This window comes from Saccharibacillus sp. JS10, from assembly GCF_024436065.1.
Classification (GTDB): domain Bacteria; phylum Bacillota; class Bacilli; order Paenibacillales; family Paenibacillaceae; genus Saccharibacillus.
The window spans coordinates 465,914-484,168 of sequence record NZ_JANFNS010000003.1 but is presented as its reverse complement, the minus strand read 5'-3'; the positions used below and the strand labels follow the sequence as shown (position 1 = coordinate 484,168).

At 48.6% G+C, this 18,255-nt stretch carries 12 protein-coding genes and 1 tRNA gene; 12 read left to right on the top strand and 1 reads right to left on the bottom strand.

The window, feature by feature from the left end; all coding sequences use genetic code 11:
• The first annotated feature begins 391 nt into the window (after positions 1-391).
• The 6 genes from NOM90_RS12560 (at position 392) to NOM90_RS12535 (ending at position 11,110) form a co-directional block, all read left to right on the top strand.
• A complete protein-coding gene (locus NOM90_RS12560) occupies positions 392-1,552 on the top strand; it encodes a cobalamin-independent methionine synthase II family protein (protein WP_255942361.1) in 1,161 nt (386 codons plus the stop codon).
• A gap of 173 nt (positions 1,553-1,725) precedes the next feature.
• On the top strand, positions 1,726-2,967 hold the full coding sequence (locus tag NOM90_RS12555; RefSeq protein ID WP_255942360.1) for a mechanosensitive ion channel domain-containing protein: 1,242 nt from the start codon (positions 1,726-1,728) through the stop codon (positions 2,965-2,967).
• 150 nt (positions 2,968-3,117) lie between these two features.
• Complete coding sequence (locus NOM90_RS12550) at positions 3,118-4,404, top strand: galactokinase (RefSeq protein ID WP_255942359.1); 1,287 nt, start codon at positions 3,118-3,120, stop codon at positions 4,402-4,404.
• Positions 4,405-4,440: 36 nt separating this feature from the next.
• Positions 4,441-5,289, top strand: a complete 849-nt coding sequence (locus NOM90_RS12545) for an aldo/keto reductase (RefSeq protein ID WP_255942358.1) — start codon at positions 4,441-4,443, stop codon at positions 5,287-5,289.
• 404 nt (positions 5,290-5,693) lie between these two features.
• On the top strand, positions 5,694-8,099 hold the full coding sequence (locus NOM90_RS12540) for a polyprenyl synthetase family protein (RefSeq protein WP_255942357.1): 2,406 nt from the start codon (positions 5,694-5,696) through the stop codon (positions 8,097-8,099).
• Positions 8,100-8,326: 227 nt separating this feature from the next.
• The gene (locus NOM90_RS12535) at positions 8,327-11,110 is read left to right on the top strand and encodes a glycoside hydrolase family 3 C-terminal domain-containing protein (RefSeq protein WP_255942356.1); all 2,784 of its coding nucleotides are present in this window, start codon (positions 8,327-8,329) and stop codon (positions 11,108-11,110) included.
• Positions 11,111-11,185: 75 nt separating this feature from the next.
• Here NOM90_RS12535 and NOM90_RS12530 read toward each other — a convergent pair whose 3' ends face one another.
• Positions 11,186-11,923 carry a hypothetical protein gene (locus NOM90_RS12530; RefSeq protein ID WP_255942355.1) on the bottom strand — a complete coding sequence of 246 codons (738 nt, stop codon included), beginning with the start codon at positions 11,921-11,923 and terminating at the stop codon, positions 11,186-11,188.
• A 205-nt stretch (positions 11,924-12,128) separates the two neighbouring features.
• On the opposite strand from NOM90_RS12530, the gene NOM90_RS12525 reads away from it, so the two are divergent.
• The 6 genes from NOM90_RS12525 to pxpB all read left to right on the top strand — a co-directional run bounded on the left by NOM90_RS12525 (position 12,129) and on the right by pxpB (position 18,156).
• Positions 12,129-12,212: transfer RNA gene (locus NOM90_RS12525), tRNA-Leu, on the top strand.
• Between the two features lie 621 nt (positions 12,213-12,833).
• Positions 12,834-14,225 (top strand): MATE family efflux transporter, encoded by a 1,392-nt coding sequence (locus NOM90_RS12520; protein ID WP_255942354.1) that lies wholly within the window; start codon positions 12,834-12,836, stop codon positions 14,223-14,225.
• Between the two features lie 34 nt (positions 14,226-14,259).
• Positions 14,260-14,967, top strand: coding sequence for an HAD family hydrolase (locus NOM90_RS12515; RefSeq protein WP_255942352.1), 708 nt, complete (start codon positions 14,260-14,262; stop codon positions 14,965-14,967).
• A 54-nt stretch (positions 14,968-15,021) separates the two neighbouring features.
• Entirely contained in the window at positions 15,022-15,354 is a 333-nt protein-coding gene (locus NOM90_RS12510; RefSeq protein WP_255942350.1) for an iron-sulfur cluster biosynthesis family protein, read from the top strand.
• Between the two features lie 112 nt (positions 15,355-15,466).
• A complete protein-coding gene (locus tag NOM90_RS12505) occupies positions 15,467-16,252 on the top strand; it encodes a LamB/YcsF family protein (protein ID WP_255942349.1) in 786 nt (261 codons plus the stop codon).
• Between the two features lie 26 nt (positions 16,253-16,278).
• Positions 16,279-18,156, top strand: a complete 1,878-nt coding sequence (gene pxpB / locus NOM90_RS19335; protein ID WP_370866603.1) for a 5-oxoprolinase subunit PxpB — start codon at positions 16,279-16,281, stop codon at positions 18,154-18,156.
• The last annotated feature ends 99 nt before the right edge of the window (positions 18,157-18,255 follow it).

Below are 18,255 nucleotides of genomic sequence, written 5' to 3'. Positions count from 1 at the left end.
CGATTCATTTGCTCGACAGCCTCATCATCCAATTTCACTTTCCGATCAGCTATACACCGAAGAATCCCAATACTTAACTTTAGTCGCCATAAAATTTCTTTAAAATCAATAAATTCCAATTTCGTTGCATTTACGAAACTCTTATCCCTGAATAAAAGAAACAATTTCTGATATTCAAGAATGATATCGCTTTGAGTACGATTCAAAGCATTTAATTGCTAATTTCAAAACCAACCGTCAAACTCCCTATACCCATCCCCTATAACCAGCCATACGTTCTTCGTCTACTCACCCAACCGCCTACCCATGCTACACTATATTCAATTCAAACGTTTCGAATCTTCAACGACTTCATCGCATCCGATGCGAACATTCCTAAGGAGGCTTTCCCATGACAGATAAATTCCAAATCGTAGGCAGCTTGTTGCGCCCGTCGGATCTTCTCAAATATAAGACGCAAATCGAACACCGCGACGATATCCAATATCCGTTCTACCAAGAGTTCGAAGGTTACGAGAAATGTGAAGCTCACGCGATCGACTCGGTCGTTCAAGACCAGATCAAGCACGATCTGTCGATCATCACGGACGGCGAATACTCCAAATCGATGTGGCACCTCGACTTCGTATGGGGCTTCGAAGGCATCGAACGTTATATCGCCGACCATGGCTACTTTTTCCGCGACGTTGACGGAACTTCCAAATACGAGACGCGCAAAGACATCGGGCTGCGGATCACAGGCGAGCTGAGCGGCAAAAACCACCATTTCATCAAATCGTTCAAGCAGCTAAAAGAAAGCGCGGGCGATCGTGAAACGAAATTGTGCGTACCGTCGCCGTCCCATATCTTCGGAGAACTGTCGTGGTCGGATAATATCGGCGGCAAAGATTCGGTCTACAAAGACACGAAAGAACTTAAAGCCGGACTGGTCAAAGCGTACAAAGACTTTGTGCAAGACTTCGCTGACGCTGGCGGCGAGATCCTTCAATTCGACGATTGCTTATGGGAATTGTTCGCTGACGATAACCCGAACTCGCCTTACACGGGCGAAAATATCGATCAAGAACAAGTGCAACAATTGGCGGCTGAATTCATCGATATTAACAACACGGTGATCGATTTCGGTCATGAATTGGGTCTGAAAATGTGGACGCATAACTGCCGCGGTAACTATGATTCCCGTAACATGGGCGGCGGTTCGTATGTGAAGATTGCGAACTTGTTCCTCAAGCAGTTGAAATACGATCGCTTCTTCTTGGAGTGGGACGACGAGCGTGCAGGTTCGCTCGAAGCGTTGGAAGTCTTCAAAGACCGTCCAGATACCGAGATCGTACTGGGTCTGCTGTCTTCGAAAACAAGCAGGTTGGATGACGAACAGCGTGTACTGCGTCTATTAGATGAAGCGTCCAACATCATCGACAAAGACCGTCTGCTCCTATCGCACCAATGCGGCTTCGCTTCTTGCGACGGCGGTAATGAACTGAGCCAAGCCGAGCAATGGGCGAAAATCGATCAAGGACAAAAAATCGCACAGCAATATTGGGCGAAGTAAGATGACAATCTAATTTTCCCTTTTATATAAAAAAGAGAGCCGGCTTATCGGTTCTCTTTTTTTGCTCTGAAAGTCCCCAAACTTTGCTCCACCCCTTCACCATCCTCTATAATAAACTTTCGCCCAATCGGGTATATAAGAGTCAGACTGTGATATACAGCAAGGAGGAACTTATGGATTTTATTCGTAGTCAGCTTCACAATGCCGGGATGGACGATCCGATGAATATTTACGTGTCGAATATCCTCATGATCTTGTTCATCGCGCTCATCTGCATCGTCGCCAACATCATTACCAAAAAAGTTATGCTCAAAGCCGTTATTCGAATCGTGAAAAGAAACCGGTATCGCTGGGACGACGTCATTGTCGAGAAAAAGGTTTTTCATAAGCTGTCGCATCTCGTGCCGGCGATTATCATTTTCTTTTTCGCCCCCGTATTTCCGGGTTATCAACTATTAATCGAAAAGCTTGCCGCCGCTTATATGGTGCTTGCTACGATCATTGTACTGAATTCCGTGATGGATACGTTTGACACGATCTACCGTTCATTCGAAATTTCCAAAATCCGTCCGATCAGAGGCTATATTCAAGTCGTCAAAATCATTTTGTTCATCGTCGGCGGAATCGTGCTGATCTCTAGTCTGGTCGGGCAAAACCCGCTGATTATCCTCAGTGGTCTAGGTGCGTTGTCCGCAGTCTTGATGCTCATTTTCAAAGACTCGATTCTCGGTCTGGTCGCAGGCGTGCAATTGTCGTCCAACGATATGGTGCGCGTCGGAGATTGGATCGAAATGCCGAATTACAACGCCGACGGCGATGTGATCGATATTACGCTAAACACCGTAAAAGTCATGAATTTTGATAAAACGATCACGATGGTGCCAAGTTACGCGTTCATTTCGGACTCGTTCCGCAACTGGCGCGGGATGCAGATTTCCGGAGGGCGCCGGATCAAGCGCAGCATCAATATCGATACGAGCAGTATCGTATTTTGCAGTGACGAGATGATCGCAGAGTTCAAAAAGATTCATTATATTTCGGATTACGTGACCTCGCGTGTGGAAGAAATCAATACGTACAACATCGAGCAGCATATCAATCGCGAAAACAAAGTCAACGGACGGCAGATGACCAATATCGGCGTGTTCCGCGAATACATTTTGCAATATCTGCGTCGTCATCCGAAAATCCATCAAGACATGACCATGATCGTGCGCCAGCTAGCGCCGGAAGAAACCGGATTGCCGATCGAGATTTACGCGTTTAGCAACGATACGACTTGGGCGGTATACGAGTCGGTGCAAGCCGATATTTTCGACCATATTTACGCGGTGGCGCCGATGTTCGGACTGCGTATTTTCCAAAATCCGACCGGATATGATCTTGCGCGGATCAAAGACGAGGTTAGGGTATGAGTGCCGTTCTTTTTTATAAAAAAATTCATCGATACCCTTCAATCTTTCGTTATCGCTCTGTATCCGTATTCAAAAGTATGGCATATTGAAGAGGTAGGCGAAAAACGCCGCTGATTTGAACGCTGATATCCGGCTTAGGAGGAACTTTTAATGACGAATACATCGAACTCTGATTTGTTGCAAACCCCGCAAATGGTGTCTGCTTTGACCACACTGTACGGGGAAGCGAAGCTTGCCGAGCAGACTGCTCGTTATAACAAAGTGCTGGATGCTTATACGCAGACCTACGGCGCAGATTCAGTGAAATGGTTTAGCGCGCCAGGACGTACCGAAATCGGCGGCAACCATACCGATCATAACCACGGCAAAGTGTTAACGGGAAGTATTGATCTGGATACGATCGCCGCTGCGGCGAAAACAGACGATCATACGATTTCGCTGCGTTCGGAAGGGTATGAGCGAAGCTATTCGATCGATATTCGGAAATTGGACAAAAATGCAGAAGACGACGGAACAGCAGGGCTGATTCGCGGTATTTTGGCAGGCTTTGTGGAAAAAGGATATCAGATCGGCGGCTTCCGTGCGTATGTGTCGAGTAACGTATATAGCGCATCCGGGCTAAGTTCGTCGGCGTCTTTTGAAATGCTGATCTGTACGATTCTGAACGAGTTTTATAACGAAAGACGTTTGAACGCGGTCGATAAGGGTAAAATTGGCAAGTACGCCGAAAATATTTTCTGGAACAAACCATCCGGTCTGCTCGATCAGATTGCTTGCGCGCACGGCGGTCTGATTTCGATCGATTTTGCAAATCCGGAAGAACCCGAGATCGCACCGGTCACGTATCGTTTTGACCAAGATGGCTACGCGTTGGTGATCGTCGATACAGGCGGCAACCATGCCGATCTGACGAACGAATACGCAGGCGTTCCGCAAGAAATGTTTGCAGTCGCAGAGCTGCTTGGAACCGATGTATGCCGAGGAACTTCGCCGGAAGCTCTCTATGACCGGCTGCCGGAAATCCGGGAAAAAGCCGGAGATCGCGCAGTACTCCGTGCGCTGCATTTCTTCGAAGAAAACGACCGCGTAGACGGCATGTTAGAAGCACTACGTAACGAAGATTTACAAGCGTTCTTGCCGTTTATTACGGAATCCGGCAACTCGTCGTGGAAATGGCTGCAAAACGTGTACCGTCCAGCGGTTAGCCAAGAGCAAGAAGTGGCTTTGGCGCTGGCGATTACAGAGCGTTATATCCAGCAACTTGGAAAAGGCGCTTGCCGCGTACATGGCGGAGGCTTTGCTGGTGTCATCTTGGCGATCTTGCCGCAAGACGCGGTAAAAGAATACCAAGCACTCATTACACGCACGCTCGGTACGGAGTCGCTTGAAATTCAAGTCCGCGCGCAAGGCGCGGTATGTTTGGACGAAGTGAACTAATAATGAAATAAGCAACAACAAGGAGGGCTTTTGCGGATGACAACGAATATTCCTAACCTTACGTTAAACGACGGATTAGACATTCCGGCAATTGGACTCGGTACGTATTCGCTGAACGGATTCGAAGGCGCGAAATCGATCCAAACCGGAATCGAAGCCGGGTACCGCCTGATCGATTCGGCTTTCAATTATGAGAACGAAGGAGCGGTCGGACGCGCGGTGCGCGAAGCTTCGGTTCCTCGCGATCAACTGCGAATCTGCTCGAAATTGCCGGGGCGCCATCATGCTTATGACAAAGCGCTGCTGACGATTGAAGAATCGCTACTGCGAACCGGGCTGGATTATTTCGATTTGTATATCATTCATTGGCCCAATCCGAAACAAGGCAAATATCTCGAAGCTTGGCAAGCGATGATCGAAGCGAAAAAGCGCGGTTACGTCAGATCGATCGGCGTCAGCAACTTTTTGCCGGAGCATCTGGATCATATCGTCAGCGAGACAGGCGTTGCGCCAAGTCTCAACCAAGTCGAGCTTCATCCGTATTTCGAACAAGCAGAGCAGCGTGAAGCCAATGCCAAGCACGGCATCATCACGGAATCGTGGAGCCCGCTTGGTCGCGGCAAAGGCGACGGCGTGCTGCAAGATTCGGTCGTGAAAGCTGTCGCGAACGTGCATGGCAAAACGCCCACTCAGATCATTTTGCGTTGGCATACGCAGCTTGGCGCGGTTCCGATTCCGAAAGCCGGTTCGCGCGAGCATCAGGAAGAAAACCTGAACATTTTCGATTTTGAGTTGACTGAAGATCAGATGGAGATCATTTCCGCGTTCAGCGTGAATAACCAGCGTTTGTGGAATCAAGACCCTGCGGAATACGAGGAGTTTTAAACTTCATATGCTCGACTAGAAAAAGAAGAATTCCCGATCCGGGAATTTGTTAGATCAAGAAAGTCACATAGGCGGTGGAAGCGAGTCGACTCCGAGAAAAATTCGTTCCGGTCGCATGTTGAAATCGAGAAAAGGATTGAATTTTATTGGAATTTTCTCGATTTCAAAGGCGAACACTATCGTTCCTTCACTGAATTTTCCCCTCCGCCGCCTAGCTTCTAGCTACTATGAACTTTCTCAAATCAAGACGAATTCCCGATCCGGGAATTCGTCTTTTTTGTGTACAATGACCGAAATCTCCGCCAATCCATCATCCTCAATCTGATTTTCCGTAACCCATTTCTTTCTGCGCCGTATAACTCGTTAATAATTCTCAACACGACACAACCTTAAGGGGAATGATTATGAGTTTGTCATCACGTGTACTTGAACAAAAAGCGCAAAATGCCTACCGCAAATCGGAGCTTCGCGCAGAGCGGTATCTGGAGCAGCTTATCCAATCTGTTCAGAGCGGTAGATATATCAGCGAGTTAACGGAAGATTTTCAAGTGTGGAAAAAAGGGCATGTACGTCCTTTCTATATGCGGTTATGGCATTCCAAAGACAAGCAACCTCAAGATTACGAACGTTACCTTCAGTGGATGGAAATGACGGGGAAACTCGACGATTATTTGACGCGCAGCGTGTCGTATTTGTATATGCGCGATCTCGGCCAAGCGTTGGACGATTCTCATACCCAAAGCCGCATTCGCCGCACCGCTACAAGTCTCAAGCAATCTCTACTTCATAAAGAGACTGCGCAGAGCGAGATGCCGACAGATGGCTTCGATATGGCGGCTTTGTACCGCTGGGGACAGCAAGAGAAGATCGAAGATACGATCATCTGGATGATTGCGAAGATGAAGCGCGTATCCGAAAATATTCCCGAAGGGCTGAACGCCGAGCAAGCGCAGCGCAAGTTGTTGAAAATTATTGCGGGCGTTGTGCTGCATACGCGTGAAAGTATGGATGAACAGACACCGCCAACCGAACGCTCGCGTCTGATGGACGAAGCGGTGAGGCTAGGGTATTCCTATGGGTTAACGTATCCGTTCGTAGACGATCTACTGGATTCGAAGTTGCTCACCGAAGAAGAAAAATCGGGATATTCGTCGTTGATCCGAAGTGCTTTGCTGACCGGAAGCATACCGGAGTGGGACGAGTGGAGCGGGACATTCGAGAGCGGTCATGCCGAGAACTTTGCGTTAATCCGTTATATCCATAGCGAGCTGAGCGAAGCTTTTATCTATATCCAAAATCGCCAGATCGAAGGAAGCGGCACATCTTTTTTCGAGCAAGCGTACGTCTTTTTCGAATCGCAAGACCAAGACCGGAACAAAAATCTGAATATGAACAACTATACGGCAAGCGAGCTTTATGTTCCAGTGATGTTGAAATCGTCCGGTTCGCGTCTGATCGCGCGTTCGGTGGGACAAACGGAGCAAGACGAAGGTTTTGAACAGCGCACATTCGATTACGGGATCTATAATCAGCTTGCCGACGACTTTGCGGATTTATTTGACGATTTGGATCACGGAGCGGTTACGCCTTATACGTATTTTTGGAAATACCGTCAGGAGCGGAGAGATTTGCCGAATCCTTTCGAGATGTATTGGGCAGTGATCGCGCATCTGATCCGTAACGTGTACCGGAATGATTCCAATGCGCGCGAAGTGATTTTGGATCGGGCGATCAATGGGTTAAAAAGAGCTCGTCAGCGTCTAGGGATTCCGCGCTACGAAGAGTTGATGGGCATCTTGACGAGCGGGATGCCTGACTTAAACCGTATCGTGCAGAAAATGGTTCAGCAAGCGGAAGACGTCGAGTTTTTCGATAAACTGCTGCGTGACCGGATGCTGAACGAGATGAAAAAAGATCGGGAAGAACGTGAGCAATTCCGCAAAAAGCTAGATGAAATTCGCAGTGTGCTTGAGCAAAAGCTGCCGATTACAGCCGATTCGCCTGTTTCTTCGATCGGGGATTCGTTAATACATGCGGCAAACTACAGTCTGGAAGGTTCGGGCAAAAGGCTTCGCCCGATCTTGGCGCATCTAGTAGCGACACAAGGTTACGGGCTTAGCGAAACTTCGATCTTTCCCATGCTTAAGTCGTTAGAGTATCTGCATACCGCATCGTTGATATTCGACGATCTGCCTTCGCAAGACAATGCCGATACTCGGCGCGGACGGCAGACGCTTCATACGCGTTACGATAGTGCGACGGCTGAATTATCCGGGCTACTCCTGATTCAGCAAGGCGTACGCGAACAATCTTCGCTTCAAGGATTTAAGCCGGAAGCGATATTGTCTCTGATCCATTACTCAGCCCGCAAAGCGGGAGAGTTATGTATGGGGCAAGAACTGGATCTGAAATCGCGGGGACAAGTGCTGGATATTGAGCGGCTGAACGAGATTTGCTTTTACAAAACGGGAGTCGCGTTCGAAGCGTGTCTGATTATGCCCGCGATGTTAGCGAATGCACCGGACAATGAATTGGAGCAAATGAAAAATTTCGCATATCATGCCGGAATCGCGTTCCAAATCCGAGACGATCTGCTGGATGCCGAAGGCGAAGCATTGAAGCTCGGCAAACCAGCCGGGCAAGATACGAATAACGGCAGTTCGACTTTCGTTACGGTGCTAGGAATTGGCGGCGCCAAGCGGGAGATGTGGAACCATTATTGCGAAGCATCGGATGCGGTAGAAAAATTGCCGAAGTCGCTATATTTTCTCAAACATTTATTGGATTATTTAGTACAGCGAGAAACTTAAAAAGAAGATTTTTCGCATCTATTACACAAACGGCAGCCAATGACTGTCGTTTTTTTACATCTTTTTTTGTAGAAAGCTTTGCTTCTTTTTCCGCAATTCTTTATAGTGGAGAAAGGTGCACGGTAAGTTCCTAACATTTACGAAAATGTTTTCGGAAAGCGCAATCAATGAGGGAAGCCTACTTGTGCAACGGAAGCTATAGATGCCGATATCAGGAGGGAAATCATTTGAATCAAACAAACGTTGGAGGGCCTTTGAAAGGCTTCTCGGAATTTAGTCGAAAAGTAGCGGCGCAAGGTGCTGTACTGCTTCAAAACGATCATAACGCTTTACCGATTACATCCAATGACCATGTCGCGATCTTCGGACGCGTTCAGCTCGATTATTATCGCAGCGGTACAGGATCGGGCGGTAGCGTACATGTCTCGCATACGACTAATCTGTTGGACGGACTGCGCAGCAAGCCTTCGGTTCAAGTAAACGAAGAACTTGCCGCAATCTATACGCAGTGGATTGCCGAAAATCCGTTTGATAACGGCGGAGGCGGCTGGGCAGCAGAACCGTGGCATCAAAAAGAAATGTCTTTGACCGATGAATGGGTAGCTGCTGCGCGCGAAAAATCGACGAAAGCCATTGTCGTCATTGGACGTACAGCCGGGGAAGACCAAGACAACGCCGACGCACCGGGTAGTTACCGTCTAACCGAAGACGAGTTGGATATGCTGACTCAAGTCACGAATCATTTTGAACAGACAATTGTCGTGCTAAACGTTTCGAATATCGTCGATATGAGCTGGGTCAAAGAACCGTCGCATAAGCATCCGATCGCGGCAGTCATTTACGCATGGCACGGCGGTATGGAAGGCGGCAACGCGATTGCGGACGTCTTGTCTGGAGATGTGACGCCAAGCGGAAAGCTGACCGATACAATTGCGTATTCGATTGACGATTATCCGTCGACGAGCAATTACGGGAACGAATTTAAAAGTACCTACGAAGAAGATGTCTATGTCGGATACCGATATTTCGAAACGTTTCGACCGGAAAAAGTCCAGTACGAATTCGGTTTCGGTCTGTCGTACACGACGTTTAGCCAATCGCCGGAAACCGCAACCGTTGTACAAAAAGACGGCGCGGAATGGATCGAAGTCGGCGTAAACGTAACGAACACCGGCGATACTTTTGAAGGCAAAGAAGTCGTTCAATTGTATGTAGAAGCGCCGCAAGGACGTTTGGGACAACCGATCCTGAAGCTTGTGACATTCGGCAAAACAAAATCGCTCAAACCCGGCGAATCAGAGCGTCTTCTGCTGAGTTTCCCGGTGAATAAATTAGTTTCGTACGATGATTCCGGCGTAACCGGTCATGCCCATGCGTATGTACTCGAAGAAGGCACTTATGTGCTGCATGTCGGTTCGAGCGTGAAGCAAAACGTTACGGTGCAAGTCGACGAAGCCGACGGTTATATCGTGAATGAGCTTCGCATGATCGAGCAGTTGGAAGAAGCGATGGCGCCGGTCGAAGAATTCTCACGGATCAAGCCGGGTGCGCGTAACGAGAACGGTACATACGAACTGATTAACGAAAATGTACCGACGCGCAAAGTGGACATGGCGAAGCGGATCGAAGATCGTCTGCCAGCTACGATTGCAGAGACAGGCGATCAAGGCATCAAGCTGCAAGACGTAAAAGCCGGCAAAGCTTCGATGGATCAATTTGTCGCGCAATTGAGCAACCATGAGCTTGCGACATTGGTTCGCGGCGAAGGCATGAGTAGCCCGCTCGTCACTTCGGGTACGGCTTCGGCGTTCGGCGGAGTAAGCGATGCGCTGCTCGGTTACGGAATTCCGGTAGCTTGTACAGCCGACGGCCCTTCCGGTATTCGGATGGATAGCGGCGGCCAAGCGACGCAAGTCTCCATCGGAACGCTGCTCGCGGCGACATGGGACAAAGAATTGATCGAAGAACTATATGTTCTGGAAGGTCAAGAATTGGTGTTGAACAATGTCGATACGCTGCTGGGACCGGGTCTGAACATTCGTCGTAGCCCGCTGAACGGACGTAACTTCGAATATTTCTCCGAAGATCCGATCGTGTCCGGCGAATTTGCGGCAGCTTGCGTTCGCGGCATCATGAAAGGCGGATCGAACGCGACGCTGAAGCACTTTGCTTGTAACAACCAAGAACAATACCGGACGAAAGTAAACGCGGTCGTCTCCGAACGCGCGCTTCGCGAAATTTATTTGAAAGGTTTCGAGCTTGCGGTGCGCGAAGGCGGCGCGAATTCGATCATGACGTCGTATAACCCGATCAACGGTCATTGGGCAGCATCGAATTATGATCTGAACACGACTATTTTGCGCGGCGAGTGGGGCTTTGACGGCATCGTTATGACCGATTGGTGGGCAATCATGAACGATTCGGCAAATGGCGGCGAAGCGGCTCGCACGAATACCAACTTCATGGTTCGGGCGCAAAACGATCTGTATATGGTCGTGATGAACTACGGCGCGGAAACCAACGTTTGGGGCGACAACACGATGGAATCGTTGGAAAACGGTACGGTCACTCGCGGCGAATTGCAACGCAGTGCCAAAAACATCTGCAACTTCATCATGAACGCACCGGTCTTCTCCAGAGAACGTACCGAAGAGAAGATTCAGAAATTCACCGCAGAAAGCACGATTCAAATCGATAGCGCTCAAGCCCTTGCGGGAGAAGGCGAAATCCAACCTTCGGTAGATGCGCCTGTCTATATCAAAGTGGAGCAACCGGGGAATTACCGCGTAGCGGTGAACACGATGTCGGAAGAACAAGAGCTTGCGCAAAGCGCATGTAATCTGCTGCTGAACGGTCAAGTTCTGACTACGGTACAAATGAACGGTACCAAAGGGCGCTGGTTAAAACAACGTCTGGTGACGATCGAACTGGAAGTAGGCACATACAAACTCGAAGTCGAGTTCACGAAGCCGGGTCTGCAATTAGGCGCGATCGAATTCAAAACCGTCTAACTTAGTCTGATCCAGTAAATAAAAAAAGACCTCGAACACCTTTTTAAAAGGGGGTTGTGAGGTCTTTTTTTGCGATTATAGATGACCGCGTCTTTGCCTGCGCCGATGCTTGGAAGCCCCTGCTTTTTCTTTTTCCTCTACGGAAGAAGCGTCATTGGGTTCGGGTCTGGGATAGAAGCGTTTACCCATCTGTCCGAATCGGCTCATCGTTTTGACGCGGCGTTCTTTTTTGCTTTTCAAAATCGGATCTTTTTCTTCGAGTTCGCGGATACTTTCCATCTCTTGTTCATATTGCTTTTCGCTTTCGCTCGTCGAAGGAAGGAACGGTTCATGATTGTAATCGGTTCGGCGCCCGTAGCGCAGCATATCGTAAATGATCTTCCCGTTATTCGGTTTCCCATTAGTCGTGCGCATCGGTACAATATCAAACAGCGCATAATAAAACGCATAAAAGATCAATCGATTCCAGAATGTAACCTGCCACTCCAGCACTTCATTTGCAATCAGCATATTAATCACAAAAGCCAGTGTCAGATTCGCCAAAATTGGTCCCGCATATAGACAGACGTAAGCAAATCGACTTTCTCGTTTTAATTCGTCATAAGAAAACCAACTGTACAGATGATAATACCGGCGTACATCCAAAATTCCGATTTTGAATAAACGAGGCCCGGAACCGAGCGTTATTCGAGGATTAACCGCACCGGATAAGAGACTTCCCAGCAGATACCCCGATTCCCGAAAAAACACGACGACAGGCAAAATGATAAATGCCGACACAATGAGTGAGAAAAGATCGGAGAATCCGAACAATCGTCTCCACTCCTTTTTATGAAAATTTCTTGGATGTAAAGTTCGAGACCATCTTCTCGTAAACCATAAAATACCCGTTATTTTCAACGATGAAAAATAAAGGAATATCTTTTTTACAAAAATGCTTCAAAAGTGCTTGCCATCTTCTACAGATCGTGATATATTATTTCTTGTGCTCGCGATGTAATCGCGGTCATCCAGATATGCGGTCGTGGCGGAATTGGCAGACGCGCACGGTTCAGGTCCGTGTGGGCTTACCCCCGTGGAGGTTCGAGTCCTCTCGACCGCATCATGATTTACACATAAAGCTTCTTGCTTCTGATATCATCAGAAGCAAGAAGCTTTTTTGTTGTACATTTTTACGACTTTGAATTAAAAAAAGGACGAGGAGGGTATTTATGCTTTTCAAAAAAAGTCTTTGGCTGCTGCTACTATGCTCTCTTGTACTAGCTTCATGTGCGAATTCTTTAACGATATAATCAAAATCATCGAACAAACAAGCAACGATAAAGGTACTCCCACGAATATTCAAAAAGAAAATATTCATCTATTCGAAATTGATGGAAGCCTGTATTGGAGCTACGAAGACAAAGACAGGAGTCTTTATTTGGATCTTCAAGGAAAGAAACAAGATCCGTTTTCTTGATTTTCATTTATTTTTCAAAAATTTTTCATTAGTTGTTGCCGTTGATCTGCAATTATGCTATATTTTCGGACATGGCGGAACTGAACGTACTGACATAAGGGGCGAAAAAGGTTTGAAATCGGGCTGCCCGATCAATTTTCGTACCCATACACTTACCTATATTTTATTGCACGAGTCAGCCACGCTCTCCGGTCTTTGCGACCGCGAAGGGCGTTTTTTGTTTAGAAATTCGAGAAGCAAATTTGATGAAAAGAAGGGTTGGAGATGGCAGAATATCGGATACGAAAACCGTATGTGCATTCGTTTTTGGACAAGCATTTTTCAGGCAGATCGATCGATTACCGGCAAATTGTCGGGTTGTTTGTGCCTTTGCTCGTTGATCAGATTTTTATCGTAGGGCTACATTTGATCAATACCGCAATGATTAGCTCCGCGGGCGTCGATGCAATCAGCGCAGTCAATATGGTCGATTCACTGAATGTATTTTTGCTTAGCATCTTCGTTGCAGTAGCGACTGGCGGTACCGTCGTTGTGGCGCAGTACAAAGGAAGCGGAAATTCGATTATGGTATCGAAAGCGACCGCCGGTTCGGCTTCGACGGTATCTTTGCTCGCGCTGCTGATCGGGATCATCATGATCGTCTTCCATAACCCTTTGCTTAACTTGTTATTCGGGTCAGCGGAACCTGCGGTTATGGATTTGGCGCGTACGTATATGATCGGCAGCGGGTTGTCGTATCTAGGGCTTGCGTTCGTCGAAGCCGTATGCGGCGCGCTGCGCGGAATCGGCCGCTCCCGAGCTTCGCTCGCTTTATCGCTTATTTTAAACTTACCGTACGTAGGGCTAAATTTGCTTTTTATCAACGTACTCGATATGGGCGTGTTCGGCATGACGTTGTCGGTTAATATCGCGCGGTATTTCGCGGCGGCTTGCGCCGTGTATTATCTGATTAAGATCGATGCCGAGCTGCGTATTCGAATTCGCGATTTTTTCAATGTTGGCTTCGATATGCTCAAACGGATTTTCACAATCGGCACGCCGTTTGCAGCAGAACAAATGTTTTTCAACGGCGGTAAAATTTTGACTCAGATCTTTATCGTCAGTATGGGAACTTATGCGATCGCGACAAATGCGATCAGCGGCGCGTTGGCGGGTGTAATGCAAATTCCGGCAAACGCGCTATCGCTTACGCTGATCACTGTGGTCGGTCAATGTATGGGACGCCGCGATGTCAAAGACGCGAAAAAGTTAACCAAGTCGTTTGTGATTCTCGGTTCCTTTTTCTACGTGCTTATGACGCTTATCATTATGCCTCTGTTCCATCCGTTAATTAGTCTATTCAATCCTCCGGCAGAAATCGTCGACGATATTTTCCTGATTGTACTGATTAATGCTCTTGCACAGATTCCGCTTTGGGCGATTAGCTTTATGATTCCTTCGGCGCTGCGTGCGGCAGGCGATGCGAAATTCACTTCGTTGATCTCCATGTTGTCGATGTGGCTATTCCGCGTCGTACTCGGCTATATTCTTGGCATTACGTTCAATATGGGCATCTTGGGCGTTTGGATTGCGATGAACGCCGAATGGGCGGTTCGAGGAATAATTTTTGTATGGAGATTTATGGGACGCAAATGGTATCGGCATAAGTTGATATAAAGATCGTAGCTTTTTTTAGAAAGGAAGAACTTCCATGTACAACTTCGTATTTGATATCGACGACACGGTTTACGATCAAATGATTCCTTTTCAAAAAGCGTTCGAGAAGAACTTTTCCCAATATCATCAGTTGTCGCTGAGCGAGCTGTATCGGCATAACCGTTATTATAGCGACGAAGTGTTCGATTTGACGGTGAAAGGTGAAATGTCGATCGAAAAGATGCACATTTACCGGATTAGCGAAGCTTTTCGAGTTATGGGCATACAAATTTCGGACACAGAAGCGCTTCAATTCCAACAAGATTATGCGGCTGCTCAGCAAGAGCTTGAACCGACGCCAGATATGAGGGAAGCGCTGGATTACTGCCGAGATCATGGATTAAAATTCGGAGTCATCACGAACGGGCCTGCCCAACATCAGCGGAAAAAGGTCAAGCAGCTCGGCATCTACGATTGGCTAGATTATGATCAAGTCGTCATATCGGGTGAGCTAGAATTTATGAAGCCGGATGCGCGGATTTTCCGCCATACAGAGCAACTTTTAGGGATACAAGCCGAAGATACGTATTATATCGGAGATTCCTATGCCAACGACATTGTCGGAGCGAAAGGTGCAGGATGGCATGCGATCTGGATCAATCGACGAGAAGGTCAGATTCCGGCGAACGGCGTTCAACCCGATTTTATTTTGAATAACGACGATTCGATAACGGCAGTGATTCGAAAGCTATGTGAAAGCTGAAAAAGGGTACAATATAAGGATAAGAGCCAATCGAATACAAGGAGGAACGATAAAATGCGCCTTCAAATGAACGAATATACCGAAAGCAAAATCAAAGAAAAAATCGGAGAACATCCCGGTAGCTTACGCCTCGTTTACGATACGATTAATTGCGGTTGTAACGGCGTCGTAACGCTCCAGATTGCGGATCAACCGTGGGAAACGGATGTACGTGTAGAGTCGGATCAGTTTGAAGTCTGGACAGATCGCCAGCAAGAACAGCAATTCGATCCGGTGATGAAGCTGGAAGCGGAACAAAACTATCCGTCTTTCAAACTATCGAGCGACGGCGCGGTATTTAGTCGGAATCTACGTGTGACGGATATGCGTCAGCAGGCAGCCAAATAAAAATCATTCATCTGAAAAATCGTCGTTCGCCCGGTATGGGTGTTCGACGATTTTTTGATTTTCTTCTATGATAAAAAGAAATCTAAACGTAGCTGAAGGGGTTCGAAAACTTATGAGCGACCATCATTCAAGCCAAGCCTATATCGATCTGAATTGCGATCTTGGAGAAAGTTTCGGCGCGTATTCAATCGGTCAAGATGCTAAAATCTTACCTTACGTGACTTCCGCGAACATTGCTTGTGGTTTCCACGCCGGAGATCCGAGTGTGATGCGAAAAACGGTGCAGTCGGCGCTGCAAGCAGGAGCGGCAATCGGAGCACATCCGGGCTTGCCCGATTTAGTCGGCTTTGGTCGGCGAAATATGGCGGTATCGGCAGAAGAAGTGTATGCGATGACGGTGTATCAGATCGGAGCGTTAGAAGCTTTGGTTCGAGCAGAAGGCGGCGTGCTTCGGCATGTGAAACCGCACGGCGCGCTCTATAATATGGCGGCAAAACAAACGGATCTTGCGGAAGCGATTGCCGAAGCGGTATATCGGACAAATCCAGCGCTCATTTTGTTTGGACTGGCGAACAGTGAACTAACTAGAGCAGCAGAGCGGTCAGGTCTGGTAGTCGCACATGAAGCTTTTGCGGATCGTGGTTATCAAGCGGACGGCTCGCTGATGCCAAGGCATCTTCCGGGAGCGTTGATCGAAGATATGGATATAGCAGCGAAGCGAGTCGTGCAAATGGTGATGGAGCGGAAAATATCGATAGGAAGCGGGCAGCATTTGCAAATTCATGCGGATACGATCTGTCTGCATGGAGACGGTGCAAAAGCGCTAGCTTTCGCACAGCGGATCGTCGAGGCTTGTGAGCAGGAAGGTGTTGTGATTCGAGCCTTTGGACAAAACTAGAAGCCGAATTCGAAAGGAGCCGGGAGATGAACGCAAATTCAGATTTTCCTGATATCGAGCTTGAACCGTTGAATGAATACGCACTTTCCGTCGTATTTGGTAAAGAAATTTCGCCGGATATCCATCGTCAAGTACGCCAATTCGCGGCTTTGCTGGAACAAGATCCGTTGCCCGCAATGATCGAAGTCGTGCCTTCTTTTTGCGCGGTCACGATCTTTTATGATCTTATGCAGTTGGCAAAAGAAGTAGAAGGCGTCGACAGTTCCTTTTCGCCAACTTCAAAATATTTCCTTTTCGATGCAACAAAAAAGAGTTTATTTCGTCTTCTAAAAAGAGAGGTCGAAGAAAAGGAAGCTCATTCGAGAATCGTTGAAATTCCAGTTCGATACGGTGGGGCGTATGGACCCGATCTGCCTTTTGTCGCTCAGCATGCGGATTTGAATGAAGAACAAGTGGTCTTCATTCATGGCGAGGTTACATACCCGGTATATATGATTGGATTTGCACCGGGATTTCCTTATTTGGGCGGGATGGATACTTCAATCGCATCGCCTCGAATGGAGACGCCGCGACTAAGCGTTCCTGCTGGAGCTGTAGGCATTGCAGGCAAGCAGACCGGTGTGTATCCCGTCTCTACGCCAGGAGGATGGCGTATTATCGGACAAACACCGATTGCTTTGTTTCGACCGGATCAAGAGCCGCCGAGTTTGTTGCGTGCTGGTGACGAGGTGCGATTTGTTGCAATCGACGAAGACGAATATGTACGCTTGCGCGACGTTGCCGAGAAGCAGAATGAGCATTTGGCTAAAAGGTGGAAAGTGTCGGATGATCCTATTCACGAAAATTCTTCGCTCTCGATTTCGATCATAAAAGGGGGATTATTGACGACGATTCAAGACCTCGGACGTTCCGGGTATCGGCAGTACGGCGTCACGCAAGGCGGTGCGATGGATCGTTATGCGCTGCGCGCCGCCAATCTCATGGCGGGAAATAAAGATAGTGAAGCTGCGCTAGAGATTACGCTGGCGGGGCCTACGCTTCGATTCGAGCGCGAGACGCAGATCGCGCTGACAGGCGCAGATCTTGCGCCTCACATCGGCGGCGTGCCGCTGCCGATGTGGCGCCCTGTGCGGGTTCGCGCCGGAGCCGTACTGGAATTCGGCTCCGCACGTGCAGGCTGCCGCACCTATCTCGCGGCAGCTGGCGGCTTCGCCGTACCTGCGGCGCTAGGCAGCCGCAGTACCGATCTTCGAGCCGGCTTGGGCGGGCTCGAAGGCAGAGCGCTTCGCGCTGGCGACGCGCTGCATACGCGCGCCGCGAAAGATCTACGCTTGGCGACAATTCTTGCGCCGGGCGAAGATTTTGCCGCTGCGCCGTGGCACGCCGCGCACGGCTATATCAGTGGTCGCCGGGATTGGGGCGACCGCTCTAGCCCTGCCGCGCATCGCCAAGCGGGAAAGGGCAGCGGAATTTCCGCTGCGGTAAGCGTGCGCTACATACGCGGCACGCATTTCGAGCGCTTCGATGCGGCGAGCCGCGAAGCGTTGGCGGAGCAGACTTTTCGGATTACGCCGCAATCCGACCGAATGGGCTGCCGCCTAGCGGGAGCGGCTTTGCGGTTGGAACAACCGCAAGAGCTGATCTCCGAAGCGGTGGCGCCCGGAACGATTCAAGTTCCGCCTGACGGCGCGCCGATCTTGCTCACCGCTGATTGTCAGACAACAGGCGGTTATCCGCGGATCGCGCAGGTCATTGCTGCCGACCTTCGCTTGATTGCCCAGCTTCGTCCGGGGCAAAAACTTCGCTTCGAAGAAGTATCGATTCAAGAAGCGCAAATGCTAGATATCGAGCAGGAGCGGGAAATCGAGCGACTGCGGATCGGGCTTCAAACGGTGCAACGTTAAAGATTGAGTTTTGGCTCTACCCATACTTATTGTTATCTATTCTACCGATAATGATGGATATGGAGCTTTCATCGTTTCTTACTAAAAGGAGGATTCCCT